Genomic DNA, 22,401 nt, shown 5'->3' with positions numbered 1-22,401 from the left:
GCGGCGGTGGCCGCGGCGGACGCGGCGCGCCGGCCACCACGGTCGGCGTCGCGACCGCCGAACAGACCGACATTCCGGTTAACATCGATGCCCTCGGCACCGTGGTGCCGGCGGCGACGGCCACCGTGCGGCCGCAGGTCGCCGGCGTGGTCCAGAAGATCCTGTTCAGCGAAGGGCAGGCGGTCAAGGCCGGCCAGGTGCTGGCCACCATCGATCCGCGTCCCTTCGAAATGGCGCTGCTACAGGCACGCGGCCAGCGCCAGCGCGACGAGGCACAGCTCGAGAATGCGCGCCTGCTCCTGAGCCGTTATCGCACCCTGCTGGAACAGGAGTCGATCGCGCGCCAGGAAGTCGATACGCAGGCGGCGCTGGTCAAGCAGCTGGAGGGCACGGTCGCGACCGACCGCGCGGCCGAGGGCCTGGCCCAGCTGAATGTCGGCTACACCCAGGTGAAGGCGCCGATTTCCGGCCGGGTGGGCCTGCGCACGGTCGATATCGGCAACTTGGTCAGCACCGGCGACGCCAACGGCGTCGCGGTGATCACCCAGCTGTCGCCGATCGACGTCGAATTCACGGTCCCGCAAGACCAGGTGCCGGCCATGCAGCAGCGCATCGCGCAAGGCGCCAAGCTGCCGGCCACGGCCCTGGACCGCACCCGCACCGACGTCCTCGCCAACGGCAGCTTCATCGCGCTCGACAACCAGGTCGACGTCCAGACGGGCACCGTGCGCGCCAAGGCGCGCTTCACCAACCAGGACAACAAGCTGTTCCCGAGCCAGTTCGTGAACCTGCGCCTGGTGCTCGATACCATCGAGAACGCGGTGGTGGTGCCGGTGACGGCGCTGCGCCACGGGGCCAACGGCGACTTCGTGTATGTGCTGAATGCGAAGGACAAGACGGTGTCGCAGCGCGCCGTCACGCGCGGGCAGGCGACGGTGGACAAGGTGCAGATCGCCACCGGCCTGAAGCCGGGCGAGCAGGTGATTACTGAAGGCGCGGACCGTCTGCGCGACGGCGCCAAGGTGACGCTGCCGGGTGATCGGCCGCAGGGCGCACGCGGCGGCCAGGGCGGCGCGGGGCAGGGTGAGGGACGTCGCCAACGCCAGGGACAGCAGCAATGATCGAGGCCGGCCAATGAGTCCTTCCGCGCCATTCATCAAACGACCGGTCGCCACGGCGCTGCTGATGCTGGCGATCGTGCTGGCGGGCCTGGTCGGCTACCGCTTCCTGCCGCTGTCGGCGCTGCCGCAGGTGGACTTCCCGACCATCCAGGTGCAGACCCTGTACCCGGGCGCCAGCCCGGAAGTAATGGCGCGCACCGTCACCGCGCCGCTGGAACGCCAGTTCGGCCAGATGTCTGGCCTGACACGCATGAGTTCCACCAGCGCGGCCGGGGTCTCGGTGGTGACGCTGCAGTTCGGCCTCGGCCAGACCCTCGACGTCGCCGAGCAGGAGGTGCAGGCCGCGATCAACGCCGGCGGCTCGCTGCTGCCGACGGACCTGCCGGCGCCCCCGGTGTACGCCAAGGTCAACCCGGCCGACGCGCCGGTGCTGACCCTGGCCATCACCTCGGACACGCTGCCGCTCACCGAAGTGCAGAACCTGGTCAACACGCGCCTGGCGCTGAAGATCAGCCAGGTCTCGGGCGTGGGCCTGGTGACCCTGTCCGGCGGCCAGCGTCCCGCGGTGCGGATCCAGGCCGATACCGAGGCGCTGGCTTCCTACGGCCTGGGCCTGGACACGCTGCGCAGCGCCATCACGGCGGCCAACGCCAACAGCGCCAAGGGCAACTTCGACGGCCCGACGCGCTCGTATGCGATCAATGCCAACGACCAGCTGGTCACGGTGGACGACTACAAGAACCTGATCGTCGCCTACCGCAATGGGGCGCCGGTGCGCCTCACGGAAGTGGCCCAGGTGGTGGACAGCGCCGAGAACGTGCGCATCGGCGCCTGGGCCAACCTGAAGCCGGCCATCATCCTCAACGTGCAGCGCCAGCCGGGCGCCAACGTGATCGCCACCGTGGACGGCATCCGCGAGCGCCTGCCCGAGCTGCAGGCGGGGCTGCCGGCCTCGGTGCGCATGGACGTGCTGAGCGACCGCACGGCCGGCATCCGCGCCTCGGTCGAGCACGTGCAGATGGAACTGATCCTGGCCGTGGTGCTGGTGGTGCTGGTGATCTTCGCTTTCCTCCACAGCATCCGCGCCACCGTGATTGCCAGCCTGGCGGTGCCAATCTCCCTGATCGGCACCTTCGGCATCATGTACCTGATGGGCTACAGCCTGAACAACCTCTCGCTGATGGCGCTGACGATCGCCACCGGCTTCGTGGTCGACGACGCGATCGTCATGATCGAGAACATCGCGCGCTACATCGAAGAGGGCGAAAAGCCGATGGCGGCCGCAATCAAGGGCGCGACCCAGATCGGCTTTACCATCATCTCGCTGACCGTGTCCCTGATCGCGGTGTTGATCCCGCTGCTGTTCATGGGCGACGTGGTCGGACGCCTGTTCCGCGAGTTCGCGGTGACGCTCGCCGTGACGATCCTGATTTCCGCCGTGGTGTCCCTGACCCTGGTGCCGATGATGTCGGCGCGCTGGCTCAAGAGCCACGAAGAAGAACGTCCGGGCCGCCTGGCCCAGCGCACCCAGGCCTTCTTCGACCGCGTGATCCAGCGCTACGACGTGGCGCTGGGCTGGGTGCTGGCGCGCCAGGGCCTGACCCTGCTGGTGGCGCTCGGCACCCTGGTCCTCACCGCGCTGCTGTGGATGATCATCCCGAAGGGCCTGTTCCCGACCCAGGACACCGGCCAGCTGCAGGGCCGCCTGCAGGCCCGCCAGTCGATCTCCTACGCCGACATGGCCAGGCTGCAGCAGGCCTCGGTGGCCGAAGTGCTGAAGGACCCGGCGGTGGAATCGGTCAGCTCCTACGTGGGCGTGGACGCGGCCAATAACACCATGCTGCATACCGGCACCATGCTGATCAACCTGAAGCGCGAGGGGCGTGGCGACCAGGAAGAGATCATGGGGCGCCTGCGCAATCGCGTGGCCAGCGTGGCCGGCGTGACCCTGTACCTGCAGCCGACCCAGGATCTCACCATCGACGCCGAGAGCGGCCCGACCCAGTACCGCTTGTCGATCGAAGGCGCCGACAGCGCCACCGTCAACGAGTGGGCGCGCAAGCTCGTCGCCCAGATGGCAACAAAGAAACAGCTGCGCAACGTCACCACCGATGCCGGCGCAGTGGGTTCGGCCGCCTACATCGACATCGACCGCGACACCGCCTCGCGCCTGTCGATCACGGCGGCCTCGATCGACGACGCGCTGTACAGCGCCTTTGGCCAGCGCATCGTCTCGACCATCTTCACCGAGACCAACCAGTACCGCGTGATCCTCGAGGCACAGCAGGACGAAGCCATGTCGATCGAAGCCCTGAGCCGCCTGCAGCTGCGCACCGGCTCCGGCCAGCCGACGCCGCTGTCGGCGGTGGCCACCATCCGCCAGGCCGAGGCGCCGCTGCAGATTACCCACGTGGCGCAATACCCGGCCGCCACCGTCGGTTTCGACACCGCCGACGGCGTCAAGCTGGGCACCGCAGTCGACGCCATTCGCGAGGCGGGCGAAGAAATCAAGATGCCCAATTCCGTCAGCATGACCTTCCTGGGCGCCTCGGGCGCCTACCAGGCCTCGCTGTCGAACCAGCTGTGGCTGATCCTGGCGGCGGTGGTCTGCGTCTACATCGTGCTGGGCGTGCTCTACGAGAGCTACATCCACCCATTGACCATCCTGTCGACGCTGCCCTCGGCCGGCGTGGGCGCGCTGCTGGCCCTGTGGATCACGGGCCAGGGCCTGGGCGTGATCGGGATCATCGGCATCATCCTCCTGATCGGCATCGTCAAGAAGAACGCGATCATGATGATCGACTTCGCGATCGAGGCCGAGCGCGATGAGGGCAAGTCGCCGCTGGACGCGATCCGCCAGGCGGCCCTGCTGCGCTTCCGCCCGATCCTGATGACGACCCTGGCTGCACTGTTCGCCGCCGTCCCGCTGATGCTGGGCTGGGGCGAGGGCGCCGAGCTGCGTCGCCCGCTGGGCCTGGCCATCTTCGGCGGCCTGATCGTCAGCCAGCTCCTGACCCTGTTCACCACGCCGGTGATCTACCTGGCCTTCGACCGCCTGGCGCGCCGCAGGACCGGCAAGGCGCCGAACAAGCCGGAGCAGGTGGGCGCATGAACCTGTCACGCCCCTTCGTCGAGCGCCCGATCGCGACCGTCCTGCTGACGATCGGGCTGGCGCTCGCCGGTATCGCGGCCTTCTTCGTGCTGCCGGTTTCGCCGCTGCCGCAGGTGGACTACCCGACCATCTCGGTGTCGGCGTCGCTGCCCGGCGCCAGCCCCGAGACCATGGCCTCGAGCGTGGCCACGCCGCTCGAGCGCCGGCTGGGCGTGATTGCGGGCGTCAACGAGATGACCTCGAGCAGCAGCAATGGCTCGACCCGGGTCAGCCTGCAGTTCGACCTGAACCGCAAGATCGATTCCGCCGCGCGCGAAGTGCAGGCGGCGATCAATGCCTCGCGCGTCGACCTGCCGTCCACGCTGCGCAGCAACCCGACCTACCGCAAGGCCAATCCGTCGGACGCGCCGGTGATCATCCTGGCGCTGACCTCCAAAACCCGTTCGCCCGGCCAGATCTATGAGTCGGTCTCGAATCTGGTCCAGCAGCGCCTGGCCCAGGTCAAGGGCGTGGGCGAGGTCGAGATCGGCGGCGGTTCGCTGCCGGCCGTGCGGGTCGAGCTGCTGCCGTATGCGCTGAACAAGTACGGCCTGTCGAGCGAAGACGTGCGCGCCGCGATCCAGGCCACCAATGCCAATCGCCCCAAGGGCGCGATCGAAGGCGGCGGCAACCGCTTCCAGATCTATTCGGCGCCGACCACGGCCAAGGGAGAAGGGCGGCCGCAGGCGGCCGAATACCGCGACCTGGTGGTGGCCTGGCGCGACGGCGGGGCAATCCGCCTGCGCGACGTGGCCGATGTGATCGACGGCGTCGAGAACGTGAATACCCTGGGCCTGTTCAACGGCCAGCCGGCCGTGATCGTGCTGGTGACGCGCCAGCCGGACGCCAACGTCATCGAGACCGTGGACGGCGTGCGGGCGCTGCTGCCCACGCTGCAGGCCCAGCTGCCGGGTGACGTCACCCTGCAGGTGGCCTCGGACCGTACCAATTCGATCCGCTCCTCGCTGCACGAGATCGAATTCACCCTGGTGCTGTCGATCCTGCTGGTGGTGCTGGTGGTCAGCGTCTTCCTGCGCAGCGTGCGCGCCACCATCATTCCCGCGGTCGCGACGGTGGTATCGCTGCTGGGCACCTTCGGCGTCATGTACATGCTGGGCTTCAGCCTGAACAACCTGTCGCTGATGGCCCTCACGGTCGCCACCGGCTTCGTGGTGGACGATGCCATCGTGGTGCTGGAGAACACCGCGCGCCACATCGAGGCCGGCATGGACCGCATGAAGGCGGCGCTGCTGGGCGCACGCGAAGTGGGCTTTACCGTGCTGTCGATCTCGCTCTCGCTAGTGGCCGTCTTCATCCCGCTGCTGTTCATGGGCGGGCAGGTGGGACGCCTGTTCCGCGAGTTCGCGGTGACGCTGTCGGCGGCCGTCATGATTTCGCTCGTGATTTCGCTGACTACGACGCCGATGATGTGCGCCTGGCTGCTGCGCAAGGAAAACAAGGAGAAGAAGCCCGGCGTGCTCGCACGCTGGTCCGAAAAGGGCTTCGGCAAGGTGCTGCGCGGCTACGAGCACTCGCTCGACTGGGCGCTCGACAGCAAGCTGCTGGTGATGATCATCCTGGTGTTCGTGGTCGGCCTGAACGTCTATCTGTTCGCGGCCGCCCCCAAGGGTTTCTTCCCGCAGCAGGACACCGGCCAGCTGAATGGCGGCATCCGCGCCGACCAGAGCATCTCTTTCCAGGCGATGCAGGGCAAGCTGCGCCAGCTGGTCAACATCATCAAGCGCGACCCGGCGGTCGATACCGTGGTCGCCTTTACCGGCGGCGGGCGCGCCGGCGGCGGCTTCATGTTCATCAACCTGAAACCCGTGGCCGAGCGCGCGGAAGGCGATACCGGCCAGGCCGTCATTGCCCGGCTGCGCCCCAGGCTGGCGCGCGTGACCGGGGTGTCGATCTTCCTGAATCCGGTGCAGGACCTGCGCATGGGCGGGCGTTCCAGCAACTCCACTTACCAGTACACGCTCAAGAGCGACAATGCCGCCGACCTGAAGCAATGGGCCACGCGCCTGGCCGAAGCCATGAAGCGCCAGCCGGCCCTGGTGGACGTCGATACCGACCAGGCCGAGAACGGCGTGGAGACCTTCGTCACCATCGACAAGGACACCGCGGCGCGCCTGGGCATCGGCACGCGCGACGTCAACAACGCGCTGTACAACAACTTCGGCCAGCGCCAGGTGGCCAATATCTACGATGAGCTGAACCAGTACCGCGTGATCATGGGCGTGGCCCAGCGCTACGCGCAGTCGCCGGAAGCCCTGCGCGACGTGTATGTGCCGGCGCGCGGGAGCGGAGGCGCGGGCGCCCAGGCCGGCACCCAGTCCACAAGCGGCACATCCACCGGCGGCACCTCCACCAGCGCCACCGCCGCAGGCGGCACCCCCTCTGCCCCGACCAACCTCACGGCGGCGCGCGACCCCTCCAGCGGATCGGCCCTGTCCTCCGGCGCCACCACCATGGTGCCGCTGATGGCGATCGCCAGCTTCGCCGAGAGCTCGACCCCGACCTCGGTCAACCACCAGGACGGCGAACTGGCCACCACCGTGTCCTTCAACCTGGCCCAGGGCTTCAACCTGGAAGACGGGCAGGAGGCGGTGCGCAGCGCCGAAGCCGAGATCGGCATGCCGACCAATGTGCGCGGCAGCTTCCAGGGCACGGCGCGCGCCGCCGAGGAATCGAACAAGGAACAGCCGATGCTGATCCTGGCCGCCATCATCGTCATCTACATCGTGCTCGGCATCCTGTACGAAAGCCTGATCCACCCGGTGACGGTGCTGTCGACGCTGCCCTCGGCGGGCGTGGGCGCGGTGCTGGCGCTGCTGCTGTTCCGGATGGAGTTCTCGATCATCGCGCTGATCGGCGTTTTCCTCCTGATCGGCATCGTCAAGAAGAATGCGATCCTGATCATCGACTTCGCCCTTGAGGCCGAGCGCGCGCGCGGCCTGTCCGCGATGGAAGCCGTGCGCGAGGCCTGCATCCTGCGTTTCCGTCCAATCCTGATGACGACCCTGGCCGCCGCCCTGGGCGCGCTGCCGCTGGCGATCGGCTTCGGCGAAGGCTCGGAGCTGCGCCGGCCGCTCGGCATTGCCATCATCGGCGGCCTGATCGCCAGCCAGCTCCTGACCCTGCTCACCACGCCGGTGGTCTACGTCCTGCTCGACAAGCTGCGCACCAGGAAGGCGGATGAGCACGAGCTGACCCGCCACGCCGATGTCGATCCGATTCCAGCAAAATAAATGACAGCCATGCGACTCCATACCGTATCTCGCCTCCACCTGATCGCCCTTGCCGCCAGCCTGCTGGCTGGCTGCGCCGTTGGTCCCGCCTACCAGCGGCCGTCGACGCCGGAACCCGTGGCTTTCAAGGAAGCCCAGGGCTGGGTGCCGGCGGCGCCCGCCGACGCGCTCGAGCGCGGGCCCTGGTGGCAGCTGTTCAACGATCCGCTGCTGAACGACCTGGCGGGCGCGGTCGAGGTCTCGAACCAGAACGTGGCGGTGGCGGTCGCCAACTACGCGCAGGCGCGCGCCGCCGTGGCACAGCAGCGTGCCGCGCTGTTCCCGAGCGTGAACCTGAACCTGAGCGGAGACCGCTCGGGGGTGCGCAACCAGGGTGCGGACAATGCATTCCGCCTGAACCTGGGCGGCAGCTGGGAGCCCGACGTGTGGGGCCGCCTGCGCGCCGGCGTCACCAGCGCCCAGGCGGGCGCCGAGGCAACGGCCGCCGACCTGGCCAGCGCCCGCCTGTCGGCCCAGGGCGAGCTGGCCGCCAACTACTTCACGATTCGCGCGCTCGACGCCCAGCGCGCGCTGCTCGCCCGCACCATCGCCGGCTACGAGCGCGAGCTGCAGATCACCCAGAACCGCTATAACGTTGGCATCGTCGCGCGTACCGACGTGCTGCAGGCCGAGACCCAGCTGGCCAATGCGCGCAACGACGCGCTGTCCCTCGACCGCCAGCGCGCCCAGTTCGAACACGCCATCGCGGTCCTGGTCGGCAAGGCGCCCGCCGAGTTCACGCTTGCCGCGCTGCCCGAGTGGCGCGTGACGGTGCCGGCGATCCCGGTCGGGGTGCCGTCCACGCTGCTGCAGCGCCGCCCCGACATCGCCGCCGCCGAGCGTGACGTGGCCGCCGCCAACGCCGAAATCGGCATCGCGCGCTCGGCTTACTTCCCGAACATCGGCCTGTCCGCCTCGCTGGGCACGGGCGGCAGCCGGGTCTCGGACTTGCTCTCGGCCTCGAACGCCGCCTGGTCCTTCGGCCTGTCGGCGGCGCAGGCGATCTTCAATGCCGGCGCCACGCGCGCCAGCGTGGCTGGCGCCGAGGCGCGCCATCAGGCGGCCGTGGCACGTTACCGCCAGACCGTGCTGAACGCCTTTGCCGACGTCGAAGACCAGTTGACCGCTGTGCGCGTGCTGGAACAGCAGCAGGAATTGCGGCGCGTGGCCTCGGAGGCGGCCGACCGGGTGGAGCAGCAGATCATGAACCGCTACCGCGCCGGGCAGGTCAGCTATTCCGAGGTGGTGCAGGCCCAGGCCACGGCATTGAGCGCGCGCCGTTCGCTGGTGCAGGTGCAGGCCGACCGCCAGGCGGCGGCGGTGGCGCTGATCCAGTCGCTCGGCGGCGGCTGGAACGCCGACCAGATGCAAGGATGAGATGTCGGGAAATTTAACAGTCGGTCACTCTGTTACACCAACAATTCAGTTAAGTTGTTGATATGTCTCAATAAAGTTTCCTTGGCATCCATTTTGCATATCCCCTTGCGGTTCAACCAAAACAAGGGAGATGTCATGAAATCGCTGCTTCGTTCCGCCGTCGTCCTCGCCCTGCTGGGCGCAGGCGCCGCCCAGGCTGCCACCGTCACCGTCACCAGCGTGTCGAATGCACCCGCGCCCAATACCTGGTACCTGAATAACTTCCGCGGCACCACCAACGGTTACACCTCGAACACCTTCGCCAGCATCACCAGCGCCAATCCGCGCAGCGGCAACGGCTCGGTCGAGATGTCGTCCACCGACGGCAGCGGCAAGGCCGACTACGTCTACACCTGGGGCTTCGTCCCTGGCCGTACGCTGGGGTCGATCGATACCGTGGGCATGGACTGGTTCCGTGCGCCGGGCACGTCGGCCGCCCACCTGGCCCCGGCCCTGCGCCTCTACTACGACGCCGACGGCGATGCAACCACGCTCGCCGACCAGGGCTACCTGATCTGGGAGCAGGTGTACAACGGAGTCACCGCGCAAAACCAATGGGTTTCGAGCGACATGGAAGACGAGTTCTTCTGGCAGCGCCAGCTTGTGCCGGGCAATACGGTCGAGGACTACGACATGACCCTGGGCGACTGGGCTTCCGGCGTTACCCCGAACGTGCCGAACGGCGCTCCCTTCGACCGCCTGAGCGCCTCGACCGCCATCCTCGGCATCGAGTTCGGCATCGGCTCGGGCTGGGCCGGCACCTTCCGCGGCTTTGTCGACAATGTGCGCATTGGCTTTGCCGGCGAAGAGGCGACCACCTTCAACTTCGAGACCGCGGGCGCCCAGGTGCCGGAACCGGCCAGCCTGGCCCTGCTCGGCCTCGGCGCACTCGGCTTCGCCGCACGTCGTCGCAAGCAGAAGTAAGCTCTCCGGGCTGCCGCCCTCCAGCAGGGCGGCAGCCTGTCAAGACGCCAAAAAACGACCCCGACATACATATAAGAAAGTTATACTCCGGGCTGCTTTTTATTCACCTGGGGTTCCACTTTGTTCAAATCGTTTGTCCTGCCGGTCGCCCTGATGGGCGTCGCGGCCTTAGCTGCCGCCGATGAAGGCCAATGGCAACCGCACCAGCTGCCGCAACTCAAATCCGAACTCAAACGCATCGGCATCACCATCCCGGCCGAGAAGCTCGCCGATCTCACCAAACACCCGATGAGCGCGATCGTCTCGCTGGGCGGCTGCTCGGCCTCCTTCGTGTCGCCGAATGGCCTGATCGTCACCAACCACCATTGTGCCTACGGCGCCATCCAGCGCAACGCAACGCCCGAGAAGAACTACATCGTGAACGGCTTCCTGGCCAAGACACGCGCCGAGGAGCTGCCGGGCGGCCCGAATACCCTGGTCTACGTCACCGAGAAGCTCGAGAACGTGACCGACCGCGTCCTGAAAGGCCTGTCGCCGTCGATGTCGGGCCGCGAGCGCCACGAGCTGGTGGAATCGCGCATCAAGGCCCTGGTGGCCGAATGCGAGACCGACAAGTCGGTGCGCTGCTCGGTGCCGGCCTTCCACCGCGGCCTCGAGTACTACCGCATCAAGCAGCTGATGATCCGCGACGTGCGCCTGGTGTACGCGCCGTCGGACCGCATCGGCAACTTCGGCGGCGACATCGACAACTACGAGTGGCCGCGCCAGACCGGCGACTACTCCTTCCTGCGCGCCTACGTCGGCCCGGACGGCCGCCCGGCCGATCCGTCGCCGAACAACGTGCCCTACAAATCGAAGGACTTCCTGGTGGTATCAAGCGAAGGCCTGAAGAACGGCGATCCGATCCTGCTGGCCGGCTACCCGGGCCGCACCAGCCGCTACAAGCTGCCAAGCGAAATCCGCTTCGCGCGCGACGTCGATTTCCCGGCCAAGGTGGTTGCCATCACCGCCGACCTGTCGGTGATCTCGGCCGCCACCATGGGCAACCCGGCCTGGGACGTGCGCTATGCCAGCGTTGCCAAGAGCCTGAACAACGTGCTCAAGAAGACCCAGGGCCTGCTGGACGGCTTCGCACGCAAGGACATCGCCGCGATCAAGGACGTGCAGGATGCCGAGTTCCGTGCCTGGCACAAGCAGCATGGCGGCAGCGGATCGAAGAACCTGCTGCTCGAGCTGGATAGCGTGATCGCCCAGGACATGGCGGCCTCGCGCCAGGAGGGCGCCTGGGCTGAGGCCACCCACAGCGACCTGTTGAAAAGTGCGCGTACCCTGTACCGCCTGGCGCTGGAGCGCCAGAAGCCGGACGCCCAGCGCGAAGCCGGCTACCAGGAACGCGACCTCTCCTTCATCAAGGCGCGCCTGACTCGCCTCGAGCAGTCCTTCGTGCCGCAGGTGGACGAAGCACGCTGGGGCGCCGCGCTGGCGCGCTACGCGCGCATCGACGCCCGGGTACATCCGCAGGGCCTGGACGCGCTGCTGCCGGCGCCGACCGCGCTGAACGCGATGTACAAGGCGACCGACATGGACGACACCGCCAAGCGCCTGGCCTGGATCGGCAAGGACCCGGATGCCTTCCGCAAGTCGAACGATCCGTTCATCCAGCTCGCCGTGCGCCTGCATGACACGGGCATGGGCCTGGAAAACCGCCGCAACGAGATCGACGGCAACCTCGAACGCGTGATCCCGCAGTACATGGCGGCCGTCATCGCCTGGAAGAAGTCGCAGGGCAAGCCGGTCTACCCGGACGCCAACTCGACGCTGCGCGTGACCTACGGCACCGTGGCGCCGTACGCGCCGCGCGACGGCCTGGTCAAGGGGCCGTTCACCACCGTGGAAGGCATTGTCGAAAAGGCGACCAGCAAGGATCCGTTCATCGCACCGAACGCACTGCTCGATGCGATCAAGGCGAAACGCTACGGCGTGTTCAAGGACCCGGTGCTGGGCACCGTGCCGGTGAACTTCCTGTCGAGCGCCGACACCACCGGCGGCAACTCGGGTTCGGCCGTGATGAACAAGCGCGGCGAACTGGTGGGCCTGAACTTCGACTCGACCTATGAATCGATCACCAAGGACTGGTACTTCGACAGCGCCATCACGCGCGCGATCCACGTCGACATCCGCTACATGCTGTGGGTGATGAAGGAAGTCGACCATGCCGACAACCTGCTGAAGGAAATGACGATCAAGTACCCGAAGAAGTAAGCGGGAACCCGATCGGGAAAAGGCCGTGGCGGCAACAAGCGCCACGGCCTTTTTGCTGTTACCATCCGGCGTCTTCCCATTCGAGCACATGAACGACACACTCACCCTTGCCGGACTCACGACCACGCCGCTGGAACTCGTTTCCTTCCTGCTGGCGGTGACCACCGTGGCCCTCAACATCCGCCAGAAGCACTGGGCCTGGCTGTTCTCGATCGCTTCCTCGGCAACCTACGCCGCCGTCTTCTTCGAAGCCAAGCTGTATGGCGACATGGGCCTGCAGTTCGTGTTCATCGCGGCCTCGGTGTGGGGCTGGTACCAGTGGCTGCACGGCGCCGGCGAACAGCCGCTGGTGGTGACGCGCCTGAAGCGCGCCGCATGGGGCTGGGCCATCGCCGCATGGCTGGCCGGCTTCGTGCTGCTGTCAAGCTTCCTGGATCACCTGACCGACACCGACGTGCCGCACGCGGACGGCTTTCTGACCGCGGGCAGCCTGGTGGGCCAGCTCCTGCTGGGCCGCAAGAAGGTCGAGAACTGGCTGGTGTGGATCGTGGTGGACGTGCTCTACGTCGGCCTGTACGTGTACAAGGGCTTGATGCTGACCGCGTTCCTGTATGCGGTCTTCGTCGTGCTGGCCTGGACCGGCTGGCGCGCCTGGTCCAACATCGCGCGGAGGGATGCGTGAGCGGGCAGGTGGCGCGGGTGGCGATCCTGGGCGCCGAATCGTCCGGAAAATCGACCCTGGCCGAACATCTTGCGGTCCGCTACGCTACCGTCTGGGTGCCGGAATACCTGCGCGAGTTCGTCGATACCCAGGCGCGCGTGCCCTTCGAAAGCGACCAGTACCCGATCGCGCGCACCCAGCGCGAACGCGAGATTGAGGCGGCCAAGCGTGCGACCCGCTTCCTGTTCTGCGACACCACCCCCTTGATGACGGCGCTGTACAGCCGCCAGTACTGGGGCCGCGTCGATCCCCAGCTGGCGCGCCTGGACAGCCGCCACGACTACGCCTGGACCTTCGTCACGGCGCCCGACAGCCCGTGGGAACCGGACGGCCTGCAGCGTGAGTCCGAAGAGGTGCGCCAGAAGGTGCACCGCATGCTGGTCGAGACGCTGGAGCTGCGCGCGATTCCCTATGTCCTGCTGGCGGGCAGCCTGGAGGCACGGATGGCGCAGGCCGAAGCGCTCCTGGGTCCTTTGGCAGAAATTGACCCTCGCTATTGATATAGATCGACAGAAAACTTTTCTCAATTTACTATTCATTGCCTAATGGTATTAAAATAGTTACCTGTCTTTACAATAACGATGGCGGTGCGTTGTGAAAAAATGGATTGGCCGCTTGCTCGGCTCGGCCGACAAGGAGACTGACGCTGTCATCGCTGCCGACCTGGCGGCGGTGAGCGAACAAGACATGGCGGCGGACGTCGACTCCGCCTTTTACCGCTGGCTGGTCGCCTCGAGCGGCACCAACGCCAGCCCGGAAGTCGAAGAACAGATCCTGGCGGAGGTGCGCGCCCTGGCGGACCATCCGGAGAATGCCTCCGGCCTGGTGCCGCGGGTGCCGGAACTGGTAACCCAGCTGCTGGGCGCGCTCTCCGACGAGAACATCTCGACCGCCGCATTGTCCGCCGAGGTAGGGCGCGACCTGGTGCTGGTGGCGGAAGTCATCCGCGAAGCCAACAGCGCCTACTACCGTCCGGCCACGCCGATCGAGACCCTCGACGGCGCCGTCACCATGCTCGGCCTGAACGGCCTGCGCATGCTGCTGGCGCGCATCGCGATCCGTCCGCTGGTCCGGGTGAAGGTGCAGGGCGTGGCGCGCCAGGTGGCCCCGAATGTGTGGCGCCATTCCGAGCGCTGCGCCTTTGCGGCCAGCGTGATGGCGCCGGGGTTGTCCGCCGGCGTGTTCGAATCCTATCTGGCGGGCCTGATGCAGAACGTGGGCCTGCAGGTCGCGTTCCAGGTGGCCGACCGCGTTTGCGAGGGCAAGGTGCCGGGTTCCGGTACCTTCGGCCTCGAGCTGTTCGCCGCCAGCCGCCGCCTGTCGTCGGTGATTGCCAAGCACTGGGACTTCCCGCCCGAGGTGGTCGATGCGATCGCGCAGGCGGGCGAACGCGATGCGTCGAACTCGGCGCAGGCGGTGGCCCAGGGCGACCGCATCGCCAAGCTGCGCCTGCTGCTGGATGCCAGCGTGATCGAGGATGACGACAGTTTCGTTACCACGGGCCTGAACGGCTTCCAGCGCCGTTGCCTGGGCAAGCTGGCGGACCTGGCGGACTAAGGCGGGGCTTGCGCAGTTTTCGTAGGGTGGGCGGCTCGTGATTCGGGCCACTGGCCCGAATCACCCCACGCGGTCGACCATCAGCAAGATCATTCGGCACGGCCGCACATGATCCAACTATCACCGCGTGGGCGGGAGACCCGCCCACCCTACGACAGCGCGGCTGTTTAGAAGTCGAACTGCGCCGTCACGCGGAAGGTCCGCGGCGCGCCAGGCAGCAGGTAGCCGCCCAGCGACTGCGTGACGTCGCGCCAGTAGAACTTGTCGAACACGTTGTCCACGCGCGCGCGCAGGATCGTGTTCATCCCGGCGAGGCGCAGCGCGTAGGACGCGCCCAGGCCAGCCACATGGTAGCCCGGCACGACCGCACGGTTGGCCGGATCGAAGGCCTTGCTGCCCGAGTACTCCCACAGCGCGTCCACCTTCAGCCCGGCCAGCGCCGGCACCGCATACTCCACCCAGGCGGTCGAACGGAATTCCGGCACGTTGGTCACGCGCTTGCCCTCGACGCCGGCGTCGCCGGTGCCGGTCTGCTTGGCGTCGAGCGCCATCAGCGACAGGCTGTAGTTCAGGTCCGCATTCAGCTTGCCCTGCGCCGAGAATTCAGCGCCGCGGTGGCGCTGCTGGCCGGCGCGCACGAAGAGGTTGGCGGCGTTGACGTATTCTAGGCCCTGCCTGATGTCGAACACGGCGGCCGACAGCATCAGCGCCTCGTTCACCACACCCTTGACGCCGATTTCGACCTGCTTCGAACGGCCAGGGGGCAGCACGGTGTCTTCGTTGGCAGTGCCCATCTCGGCGATGCCGCCATGCTGCAGGCCGTGGCTCACCGAACCGTAGATGGTCCAGTCGCGCGCCGGCTTGTAGACCAGCGCTACGCTCGGCAGCACGAAGGAATCGTCCGCATGCACCCAGCCCTGCTCGATCTCGGCCAGCTCGTCGCGCTTGAGCTTCGTCCAGCGCAGGCCGGCGTGCAGCGTGAGCTGTTCGGTCAGCATCGCCACGTCCTGCACGAACAGGGCGCTTTCGCGGTCGCTGCGGCGCTCCATCACGGGGCCGGTGCGCGGATTGCCCGGGGCCGGATCGACCAGCTGGTTGTTGTAGATGTTGCTGGAGCCGGCGTAGTCATAGACATATTCGCCGAAGCTGTCGTGGCGCTCCGACATGGAAGCGCCGACGGTCAGCTGGTGGCGTACGGCGCCCGTCGCGAAGCGGCCCTGCAGCATGGCCTGTGCGCCCCACGGGTTCTTGCGCTCGCCAACGCTCTGGTAGTCGTAGACGTCGTAGTCGCCGTTCGAGCAGTAGCCCGGATAGAAGCCGTCGCCTTCGTTGCTGCAGCCGTAGGGGAAGGCGGTGTAATCGTCGCGCTTGAACCAGTGCTTGTTGGCCGTGATCGTCGCCGTCCAGTCGGGGCTGAGACGGTACTCGAAGCGCAGGCCCAGGTTGCTGCTGTCGGTTTCCACCGGCTTGGCCCAGCGCTGATTATTCAGCAGGGTCTTGGCCGAGATCCCGGTCGGTAGCACTTCGTTGCGCAGCAGCTGGTAGCCGGGCGCGGTGATCTGCGACTTGTGCTGGTGGTCGACATCGAACTGCAGCAGCGCATCGGGGCTGATCTGCCAGTCGAAGGCGCTGGAGACGAACTGGCGCTCGCCGTCGGCGCCGCGCACATATGATTTCAGGTCCTCCGCAGCGGCATTGATGCGATAGCCGAAGCGACGGTCTTCGAAGCGCCCGCCCAGGTCGATCGAGCCGTGCACGGTGCCGCGCTCGCCCGCACCCACCAGCACCGAACGGAGCGGCGTATTGGTCGGGCGCTTGGTAGCGAAGTTGACCATGCCGCCCGGCGCCGCCACGCCCGCCTGCAGGCCGGCCAGGCCGCGCAGGATCTCGATGCGTTCCTTGTTCTCGAGCGGGATCTGGGTGTCGGCAGGGATCGCGATGCCGTCCTTGCGGTAGCTGGTGGCGTTGTCGAGGGCGAAACCGCGGATCGAGAACTGCTCGGCGTAGCCGATCGCGTTGTAGGCGTCGCCGACCGAGGCGTCGAAGCGGGCGGCGTCGGTGGCGCTGCGGATCGACAGGTCCAGCATCTGGGTGCGGCTGATCGCCGTGATCGAGGCCGGGGTGTCGAGCAGCGGCGTCTCCGAAAAGCCGCCGATGCTGGCGCGGTCGCTGGTGACCCAGCGGCTGCCGGTGACGACCACCGAGGTCACGCCCTGGTCCTGCTGGGCCGAGGCGCTCGTGGAGAAGGCCTGCAGGATGGCGCAGGCAAGGACGGAATGCTTCAGGTTGAATGTCATGGGTTTGCTCGTCTTCGCGCGCCGCGCACGAAACTTGGCGCGCTGCTTTTAATCAAAAAGCCGGAGCCAACGTGGGGGAAGGGCAAACAAGAATGGGCACTGCGTTGCGCTTTCCTTCGCTGGCATTATCCAGATCAGGTACGAAGGGTATCTCTCACCCGGCAGCGCGTTCTGAACGCGCACCAGGACCCCTAGCGAGGCGGCAGTGTACCACGGACGATGGCGGCCGTGGCGAATCTGGCAACAAAGAACCGTCTGGGAGGCCAATCCGATCGCAGTGCGTAAACCCAACGTAAATCGATAAATTCGATATATTTTGTTGACGCTTGGAAATCTCTGTTCAAATATGATTAAAATGACGAGCAGAACAAACAACTCCATATCGATCATGAATTTCCTACAACATAGCGGTATCGCCAGGCAGCTCTACCTCGCATTCGGACTGGTCCTCGCCATCACCCTGATCCTGGCCGTCTTCTCGATCAGCCGCGTCAACAGTATCCAGGGCGCCCTGCATGCCTCGAACACGGTGCGCAACGAGCAGCTCGAGCCCTTGTACGCCGCCCGCGAAGCGCTGGCCCAGACCGGCATCGCCGCGCGCAACGCCTACATCTTCAAGGACGACGCCTCCGCACGCCGCGAACTCGACCTGGTCGAGGCGTTCAAGACGGATTACCTGGCGGCCCTGGCGCGCCTGGATCCGGTGCTGGGCCAGGAGCCGCAGTACCGCAAGGTCAAGGAAGGCATGCTGGCCATGGCCAGGGAGCTGGAGCGTCCGAAGGCCTACCGGGCGTCCGGTGACATGGAAGCCTTCGGCCTGTTCCTGGTCGAGGAGTGCAGTCCCCTGCGCCGCCGGATCGTTGCCGACATCGACGTGCTGGTGCATGCCCTGCAGCAGCGCAATGCGGACTCCAGCGCGGCCACCGAAGCCGAGGCCGCCGGCGCGCGCTACTGGATCTCGGGCCTGAGCGCGGTGTCGGTGGTCCTGTGCGCCCTGGTCGGCATGGTGATCGTGCGCAGCCTGCTAGGCCAGCTGGGCGGGGAGCCGGCGCAGGCGTCCAGCGTGGCGCGCGCCATTGCCGAAGGTCGCCTGTACCATCCGGTGGACACCTCGCGCGCGGGCGCCGGCAGCATGATGCAGGCGATGGCGACCATGCGCGGCGAACTGTCCGACATCGTGACCAAGGTGCGCCAGGGGACCGAGGCGATCGCCGCGGCCTCGTCCGAGATCGCCACTGGCAACAGCGACCTGTCCAGGCGTACCGAAACGCAGGGCGCCGCGCTGGCCCAGGTAGCCAGCTCGATGTCTCACCTGGTCGAGACCGTGCAGCAGAACGCGGAGTATGCGCAGCAGGCCAGTGAACTTGCCGGAACGGCATCGGTCGTGTCGGAAGAGGGCGGGGCGGCGGTCGAGCAGGTGGTCGCGACCATGGAACTGATCCACGAGTCCTCGAAAAAGATCGTCGACATCATTTCGGTCATCGACGGCATCGCCTTCCAGACCAATATCCTGGCGCTGAATGCGGCCGTGGAAGCGGCGCGGGCGGGCGAACAGGGACGCGGTTTCGCGGTCGTCGCCGGCGAAGTACGCAACCTGGCGCACCGTTCGGCCGCCGCGGCGAAGGAAATCAAGGCACTGATCGAGGATTCGGTCGCCAAGGTCGACGCCGGCGCCACGCTGGTGGGCCAGACTGGCGGCACTATCCGCCGGGTGGTCGAGGGGGTGCATCGCGTCACCGGCATCATTGGCCACATAAGCAGCGCCACCGCTTCGCAGCGCGCCGACATCGAACGCGTGGACAGCGCCATCGCCGGCCTGGACGAGATGACGGTGCAGAACGCGTCCCTGGTCGACGAAGCGGCGGCCGCAGCGGAATCGCTGCGCGTCCAGGCGGCGCAGCTCAATGCCGTGGTCGGGATCTTCCAGCTGGACGAGGCGGATGCGGCGCGCCAACCGGCACTCCCTTACCAGGCCTGAACCCCCAATGAACCTACACATGCTCGATCATGCCAACGAAGCGCGTGCCGAAAGCGTCCTCGACGACCTGCAGGAAGTCGTGTTCCAGGCCGATGAAGCGGGACACTGGGTGTTCCTGAATGCCGCCTGGGAAACGCTCACCGGCTTTCCGGTCGCCGCCTCCCTCGGCAGGTCCTGCTTCGACTACGTCCACCCCGATGACCGCGAACGCAAACGGGAATTGCTCCGCCCTCTGGTCAGGGGAGAACTAGAATACTGTCGGCAGCAAATCCGCTTCCGGGTCGAAGGGGCGGACCTGCGCTGGGTCGACGTCTTCGCCCATGCGATCGTGGACCAGGGCGGCGCGGTCACCGGCATCGCCGGCATCCTGAGCACGTCCTCGCTCAGGGCACCCGGACCAGGTCCTGGCCCTGCTCCATGAAACTGGCGGCGGCGCCATGGAAGCCGCTGCAGTGCTCGGCACTCACGACCCGGGCGCGGTTTGCATCCGCTTCGATGAGCAGCGTGCATGGCTTGGGGTCGTCGAGCGAACCGTCTTCGATGAAGTTGGCCGCCTTCAGGGTGTAGCGCATGCCCTCGCGGGTGGCAAGTCCCTGGATGTGGCCCTTGTGCTGCGTCGGGTTGGGGGCGACGATGCGGAGGTCGAGCGCCACCGCGCCGCCCTCGATCGGCGTGAGGATCAGGCGGCTGACGCCTCTCGGCGCCTGCGCCGTCACCGCTTCGTAGACCAAGGCGTCGAGCCTGATCAGGCCCGGAAAGGTCGGTCCCTGGGCGCTTGCCGGCGCAGCGCCGAGCAGCATGGCGCCCGCCAGAACGGCCCCGAGCCCGGACGAAGGACTGTGCAGCCGCATGGGCTTCTCAGGCTTCGGCCGTGGCCCCCGCCACCGCGTGCGCCTGCACGCTGGCGGCAGGCACCATGTGGCGCAGGATCGTGGTGCGGGTGGAGTCGCCGATGGCGCGCCAGAACTCGCGGCGCTGGGCGGCGCGCTTGCGGTGCTTGGAGGGCATGTCGGCCAGCGGCTTGAGGTAGAAGGGCAGGCGGATCAGGTAGCTGCGGCCGGGCATCTCGACCCCGCCCAGGATGCGCCAGAAGCCGTCGTAGGCATTCTCGAAGTGCTTGACGTCGAGCGGATCGTAGGCGATGTGCGAGGTGCACTTGATGGCGACCACCTGGTCGATGCCGAGCGCCTGCGCCACGCCCTGCATCGCGGCGAAGCAGAAGAAGCTGGGCGAATTGTTGGGGAAGGCTTCTTCGAAGGCGTCGAAGGCGGCGCCGGAATCCGTCCAGCGTCCCTGGTTGCGGGTGACGAAAGGCACGGTCGGCAGATTACTGCCCGCCAGCTGGCCGTCGACCCAGGTGTAGGACAGGCGATGCAGGTACTTGCCGTCGGCGACCAGCGAAATGGTGAGGTCGCCCTCGGCATCGTGGCGCGGTGCCGTCTCGAGGCGCAGGACGAAATTGTGCTCGCCGGTGTCGTGTTGCCACAACGTGAGCCCGCCGCCGCCATACACCGCCTGGTGATAGGCGTTGCTGAAGGCGGCGTCTTCGAAGCGGTAATGCGACAGCACGCACTGCACGCGCTGGCGCGCAGTGAGGTCTTTCGACAGGTAGCTGCGGTGGCTGAGGTGGTGGAACAGGTCGTCGCTGGGAGCGGCCGCCACGAAACGGCGCACGAGGTCGAGGCGGCACAGGGCCTGGTGCTCGCGCCAGTAGCGCAGCACACGCAGGCTGCGCACGATGCTCAGCATCCACGAAGCGGGCGTGTACTGGCTGCGCCTTGCGAGCCAGTGTCTTGTCAGGTGAGCGAAGATCATGTGAGCGCTCCAGTCGGCGTAAAGTTGCGGACGCCGGGATGGCGCCACTGTCTTTATCTTGGATGCCCGCCAATACTGCGGGCTTGCACGGCAGAAAATCACATTCTGCCATGCAATTGGCCGGGAGGCTAACTACTGCCTGCGGAATAGGGAGGGAGGATGGATAGGTGAATGAAACCGCAGGGAAGGCTTGCGTTCATGTTGTCTCTCTCTCGGATCGGCTTTATGCGATTTTTGCGACTTTTTGTTTTCGCCTGACAGGCAATCAAGATTACCATGTTTATGGGGCGACACGCTTCTGATTCATCATCGATAATTGCGCCAGACCGAAGCAGACCGGAGGTGCAAGATGGCGTATGAACTTTTTTACTGGCCGGGTATCCAGGGACGCGGGGAGTTCGTCCGGCTTGCCCTGGAAGAAGCCGGAGCCGACTATGTGGACGTGGCGCGCCGCGAAGGCGGCATGGACCTGCTCATGTCGGCCCTGGAAACGGAAGCGCATCCTTCGTTCGCGCCGCCTTTCCTGCGCGCGGGCGAGCTGACGATCGGCCAGGTCGCCAACATCCTGTTGTATTTGGGCGAACAGCACGGCCTGGCGCCACGCATCGAGGCCGGCCGTCTCTGGACCCACCAGCTCCAGCTGACCATCGCCGACCTGGTCACCGAGATCCACGACACCCACCACCCGATCGCCACCTCGCTCTACTACGAAGACCAGAAGCCGGAAGCGCAGCGCCGCGCCGCCGACTTCATCGAGACGCGCCTGCCCAAGTTCTTCGGCTACTTCTCGCGCCTGCTGAGCAACCCCGAGCCGCGCGATTGGCTGGTGGGCGACAAGCCGACCTATGCCGACCTGTCGCTGTTCCAGGTGATCGAGGGCCTGCGCTATGCCTTCCCGAACGCGATGAAGCGCCTCGAAGGCGACTACCCGGCACTTGGCGCCCTGCGCGACCGGGTGGCGGCGCGTCCCAACATCGCGGCCTACCTGGCTTCGCCGCGGCGCATCCCGTTCAACCAGAACGGGATCTTCCGCCACTATCCCGAGCTGGACGAATAGCGCTCAGTCCCATTCCGGTGCGAACTCGGGGCTGACCAGCCGTTCGCCTCGGTCCAGCGTATCGATCGCGGCAATGTCCTCCCGTTCCAGCACGAGGCTGGGCGCCCTCAGGTTGCTCTCCAGGTTGGCGCGCCTGGTCGAGGACGGAATCACGGCGTATCCCTTGGCCATCAGCCAGGCCAGGCTCACCTGGGCCGGCGTCGCGCCCAGGCGTGCGGCAATCGCGCCGATCACCGGGTCAAGCATCACCTTGCCGTAGGCAAGCGGCATATAGGCCGTGACGTGGATGCCCGCTGCGTGCGCGAACGCGGCCAGCTTGCGATTCTGCAGATAGGGGTGCAGCTCGACCTGATTGGTGGCGATGTTGTGCGCGCCCACCGCGGCGATCGCTTCGCGCATGAGCGCTACCGGGAAGTTGGAGATGCCGATCGCCCTGGTGAGCCCCGCGTCGCGCGCCGCGAGCAGGGCCTGCATCGATTCCGCCACCGGCACCGCCTCTCCGGGCGAAGGCCAGTGGATCAGCGTCAGGTCGACCTGTTCAAGGCGCAGCTTGCGCAGGCTCTCTTCGAGGCTTGACGCCAGGCGGTCGGCGCCGAGGTTCTCCGTCCAGATCTTGGTGGTGACGAAGACCTCGCCGCGCGCGACCCTGGCGTCGGCCAGCGCGAGGCCGACCTCCGCTTCGTTGCCGTAGATCTGGGCGGTGTCGATGTGGCGGTAGCCCAGTGCGAGTCCATCGCGGACCGAGTCGATGGCCTGCTGGCCCTGCAGGCGGAAAGTGCCGAGGCCGAATTGTGGCATGTGCATGAAATTTC

At 66.7% G+C, this 22,401-nt stretch carries 16 protein-coding genes and 1 riboswitch; of the genes, 12 read left to right on the top strand and 4 right to left on the bottom strand.

Going from position 1 to position 22,401, the window contains the following annotated elements:
- The 9 genes from LK539_RS23245 to LK539_RS23205 all read left to right on the top strand — a co-directional run.
- The coding region (locus tag LK539_RS23245; protein WP_227803444.1) for an efflux RND transporter periplasmic adaptor subunit at positions 1–1,121 on the top strand (1,121 nt) is incomplete at its 5' end.
- A gap of 13 nt (positions 1,122–1,134) precedes the next feature.
- Entirely contained in the window at positions 1,135–4,233 is a 3,099-nt protein-coding gene (locus LK539_RS23240; RefSeq protein ID WP_227803443.1) for an efflux RND transporter permease subunit, read from the top strand.
- A complete protein-coding gene (locus LK539_RS23235; protein ID WP_227803442.1) occupies positions 4,230–7,523 on the top strand; it encodes an efflux RND transporter permease subunit in 3,294 nt (1,097 codons plus the stop codon). Before LK539_RS23240 ends, LK539_RS23235 begins: the two co-directional genes overlap by 4 nt.
- Before the next feature lie 9 nt (positions 7,524–7,532).
- Positions 7,533–8,939 carry an efflux transporter outer membrane subunit gene (locus LK539_RS23230; protein WP_227803441.1) on the top strand — a complete coding sequence of 469 codons (1,407 nt, stop codon included), beginning with the start codon at positions 7,533–7,535 and terminating at the stop codon, positions 8,937–8,939.
- Positions 8,940–9,074: 135 nt separating this feature from the next.
- A complete protein-coding gene (locus LK539_RS23225) occupies positions 9,075–9,902 on the top strand; it encodes a PEP-CTERM sorting domain-containing protein (protein WP_227803440.1) in 828 nt (275 codons plus the stop codon).
- Between the two features lie 120 nt (positions 9,903–10,022).
- Positions 10,023–12,164 carry a S46 family peptidase gene (locus LK539_RS23220; protein ID WP_373889590.1) on the top strand — a complete coding sequence of 714 codons (2,142 nt, stop codon included), beginning with the start codon at positions 10,023–10,025 and terminating at the stop codon, positions 12,162–12,164.
- A gap of 88 nt (positions 12,165–12,252) precedes the next feature.
- Positions 12,253–12,846, top strand: a complete 594-nt coding sequence (gene pnuC / locus LK539_RS23215) for a nicotinamide riboside transporter PnuC (RefSeq protein ID WP_227803439.1) — start codon at positions 12,253–12,255, stop codon at positions 12,844–12,846.
- A complete protein-coding gene (locus LK539_RS23210) occupies positions 12,843–13,385 on the top strand; it encodes an AAA family ATPase (protein ID WP_227803438.1) in 543 nt (180 codons plus the stop codon). Before pnuC ends, LK539_RS23210 begins: the two co-directional genes overlap by 4 nt.
- Positions 13,386–13,479: 94 nt before the next feature.
- On the top strand, positions 13,480–14,442 hold the full coding sequence (locus LK539_RS23205; RefSeq protein ID WP_227803437.1) for an HDOD domain-containing protein: 963 nt from the start codon (positions 13,480–13,482) through the stop codon (positions 14,440–14,442).
- A gap of 167 nt (positions 14,443–14,609) precedes the next feature.
- Here LK539_RS23205 and LK539_RS23200 read toward each other — a convergent pair whose 3' ends face one another.
- Complete coding sequence (locus LK539_RS23200; RefSeq protein WP_227803436.1) at positions 14,610–16,739, bottom strand: TonB-dependent siderophore receptor; 2,130 nt, start codon at positions 16,737–16,739, stop codon at positions 14,610–14,612.
- Between the two features lie 94 nt (positions 16,740–16,833).
- Positions 16,834–16,942, bottom strand: a riboswitch (TPP riboswitch).
- Positions 16,943–17,127: 185 nt separating this feature from the next.
- Between LK539_RS23200 and LK539_RS23195 the strand changes: the two genes are divergently transcribed.
- Positions 17,128–18,717 carry a methyl-accepting chemotaxis protein gene (locus tag LK539_RS23195; protein ID WP_227803435.1) on the top strand — a complete coding sequence of 530 codons (1,590 nt, stop codon included), beginning with the start codon at positions 17,128–17,130 and terminating at the stop codon, positions 18,715–18,717.
- 7 nt (positions 18,718–18,724) lie between these two features.
- Positions 18,725–19,138 carry a PAS domain-containing protein gene (locus LK539_RS23190; RefSeq protein ID WP_227803434.1) on the top strand — a complete coding sequence of 138 codons (414 nt, stop codon included), beginning with the start codon at positions 18,725–18,727 and terminating at the stop codon, positions 19,136–19,138.
- Here the strand turns inward: LK539_RS23190 and LK539_RS23185 are convergent.
- Positions 19,101–19,568 (bottom strand): hypothetical protein, encoded by a 468-nt coding sequence (locus LK539_RS23185; protein ID WP_227803433.1) that lies wholly within the window; start codon positions 19,566–19,568, stop codon positions 19,101–19,103. The two genes, LK539_RS23190 and LK539_RS23185, sit on opposite strands and share 38 nt — an antisense overlap.
- A gap of 7 nt (positions 19,569–19,575) precedes the next feature.
- A complete protein-coding gene (locus tag LK539_RS23180; protein WP_227803432.1) occupies positions 19,576–20,532 on the bottom strand; it encodes a DUF535 family protein in 957 nt (318 codons plus the stop codon).
- Between the two features lie 349 nt (positions 20,533–20,881).
- On the opposite strand from LK539_RS23180, the gene LK539_RS23175 reads away from it, so the two are divergent.
- On the top strand, positions 20,882–21,589 hold the full coding sequence (locus tag LK539_RS23175; protein ID WP_227803431.1) for a glutathione S-transferase: 708 nt from the start codon (positions 20,882–20,884) through the stop codon (positions 21,587–21,589).
- A gap of 3 nt (positions 21,590–21,592) precedes the next feature.
- On the opposite strand, the gene dkgB is transcribed toward LK539_RS23175, so the two are convergent.
- Complete coding sequence (gene dkgB / locus LK539_RS23170; RefSeq protein ID WP_227803430.1) at positions 21,593–22,393, bottom strand: 2,5-didehydrogluconate reductase DkgB; 801 nt, start codon at positions 22,391–22,393, stop codon at positions 21,593–21,595.
- Between the last annotated feature and the right edge of the window lie 8 nt (positions 22,394–22,401).

Origin of the sequence: Massilia sp. IC2-476, assembly GCF_020707295.1 — a bacterium.
Lineage (GTDB): Bacteria > Pseudomonadota > Gammaproteobacteria > Burkholderiales > Burkholderiaceae_D > Telluria.
The sequence above is the reverse complement of the archived record's forward strand: the minus strand, read 5'-3'. Positions and strand labels throughout refer to the sequence as shown.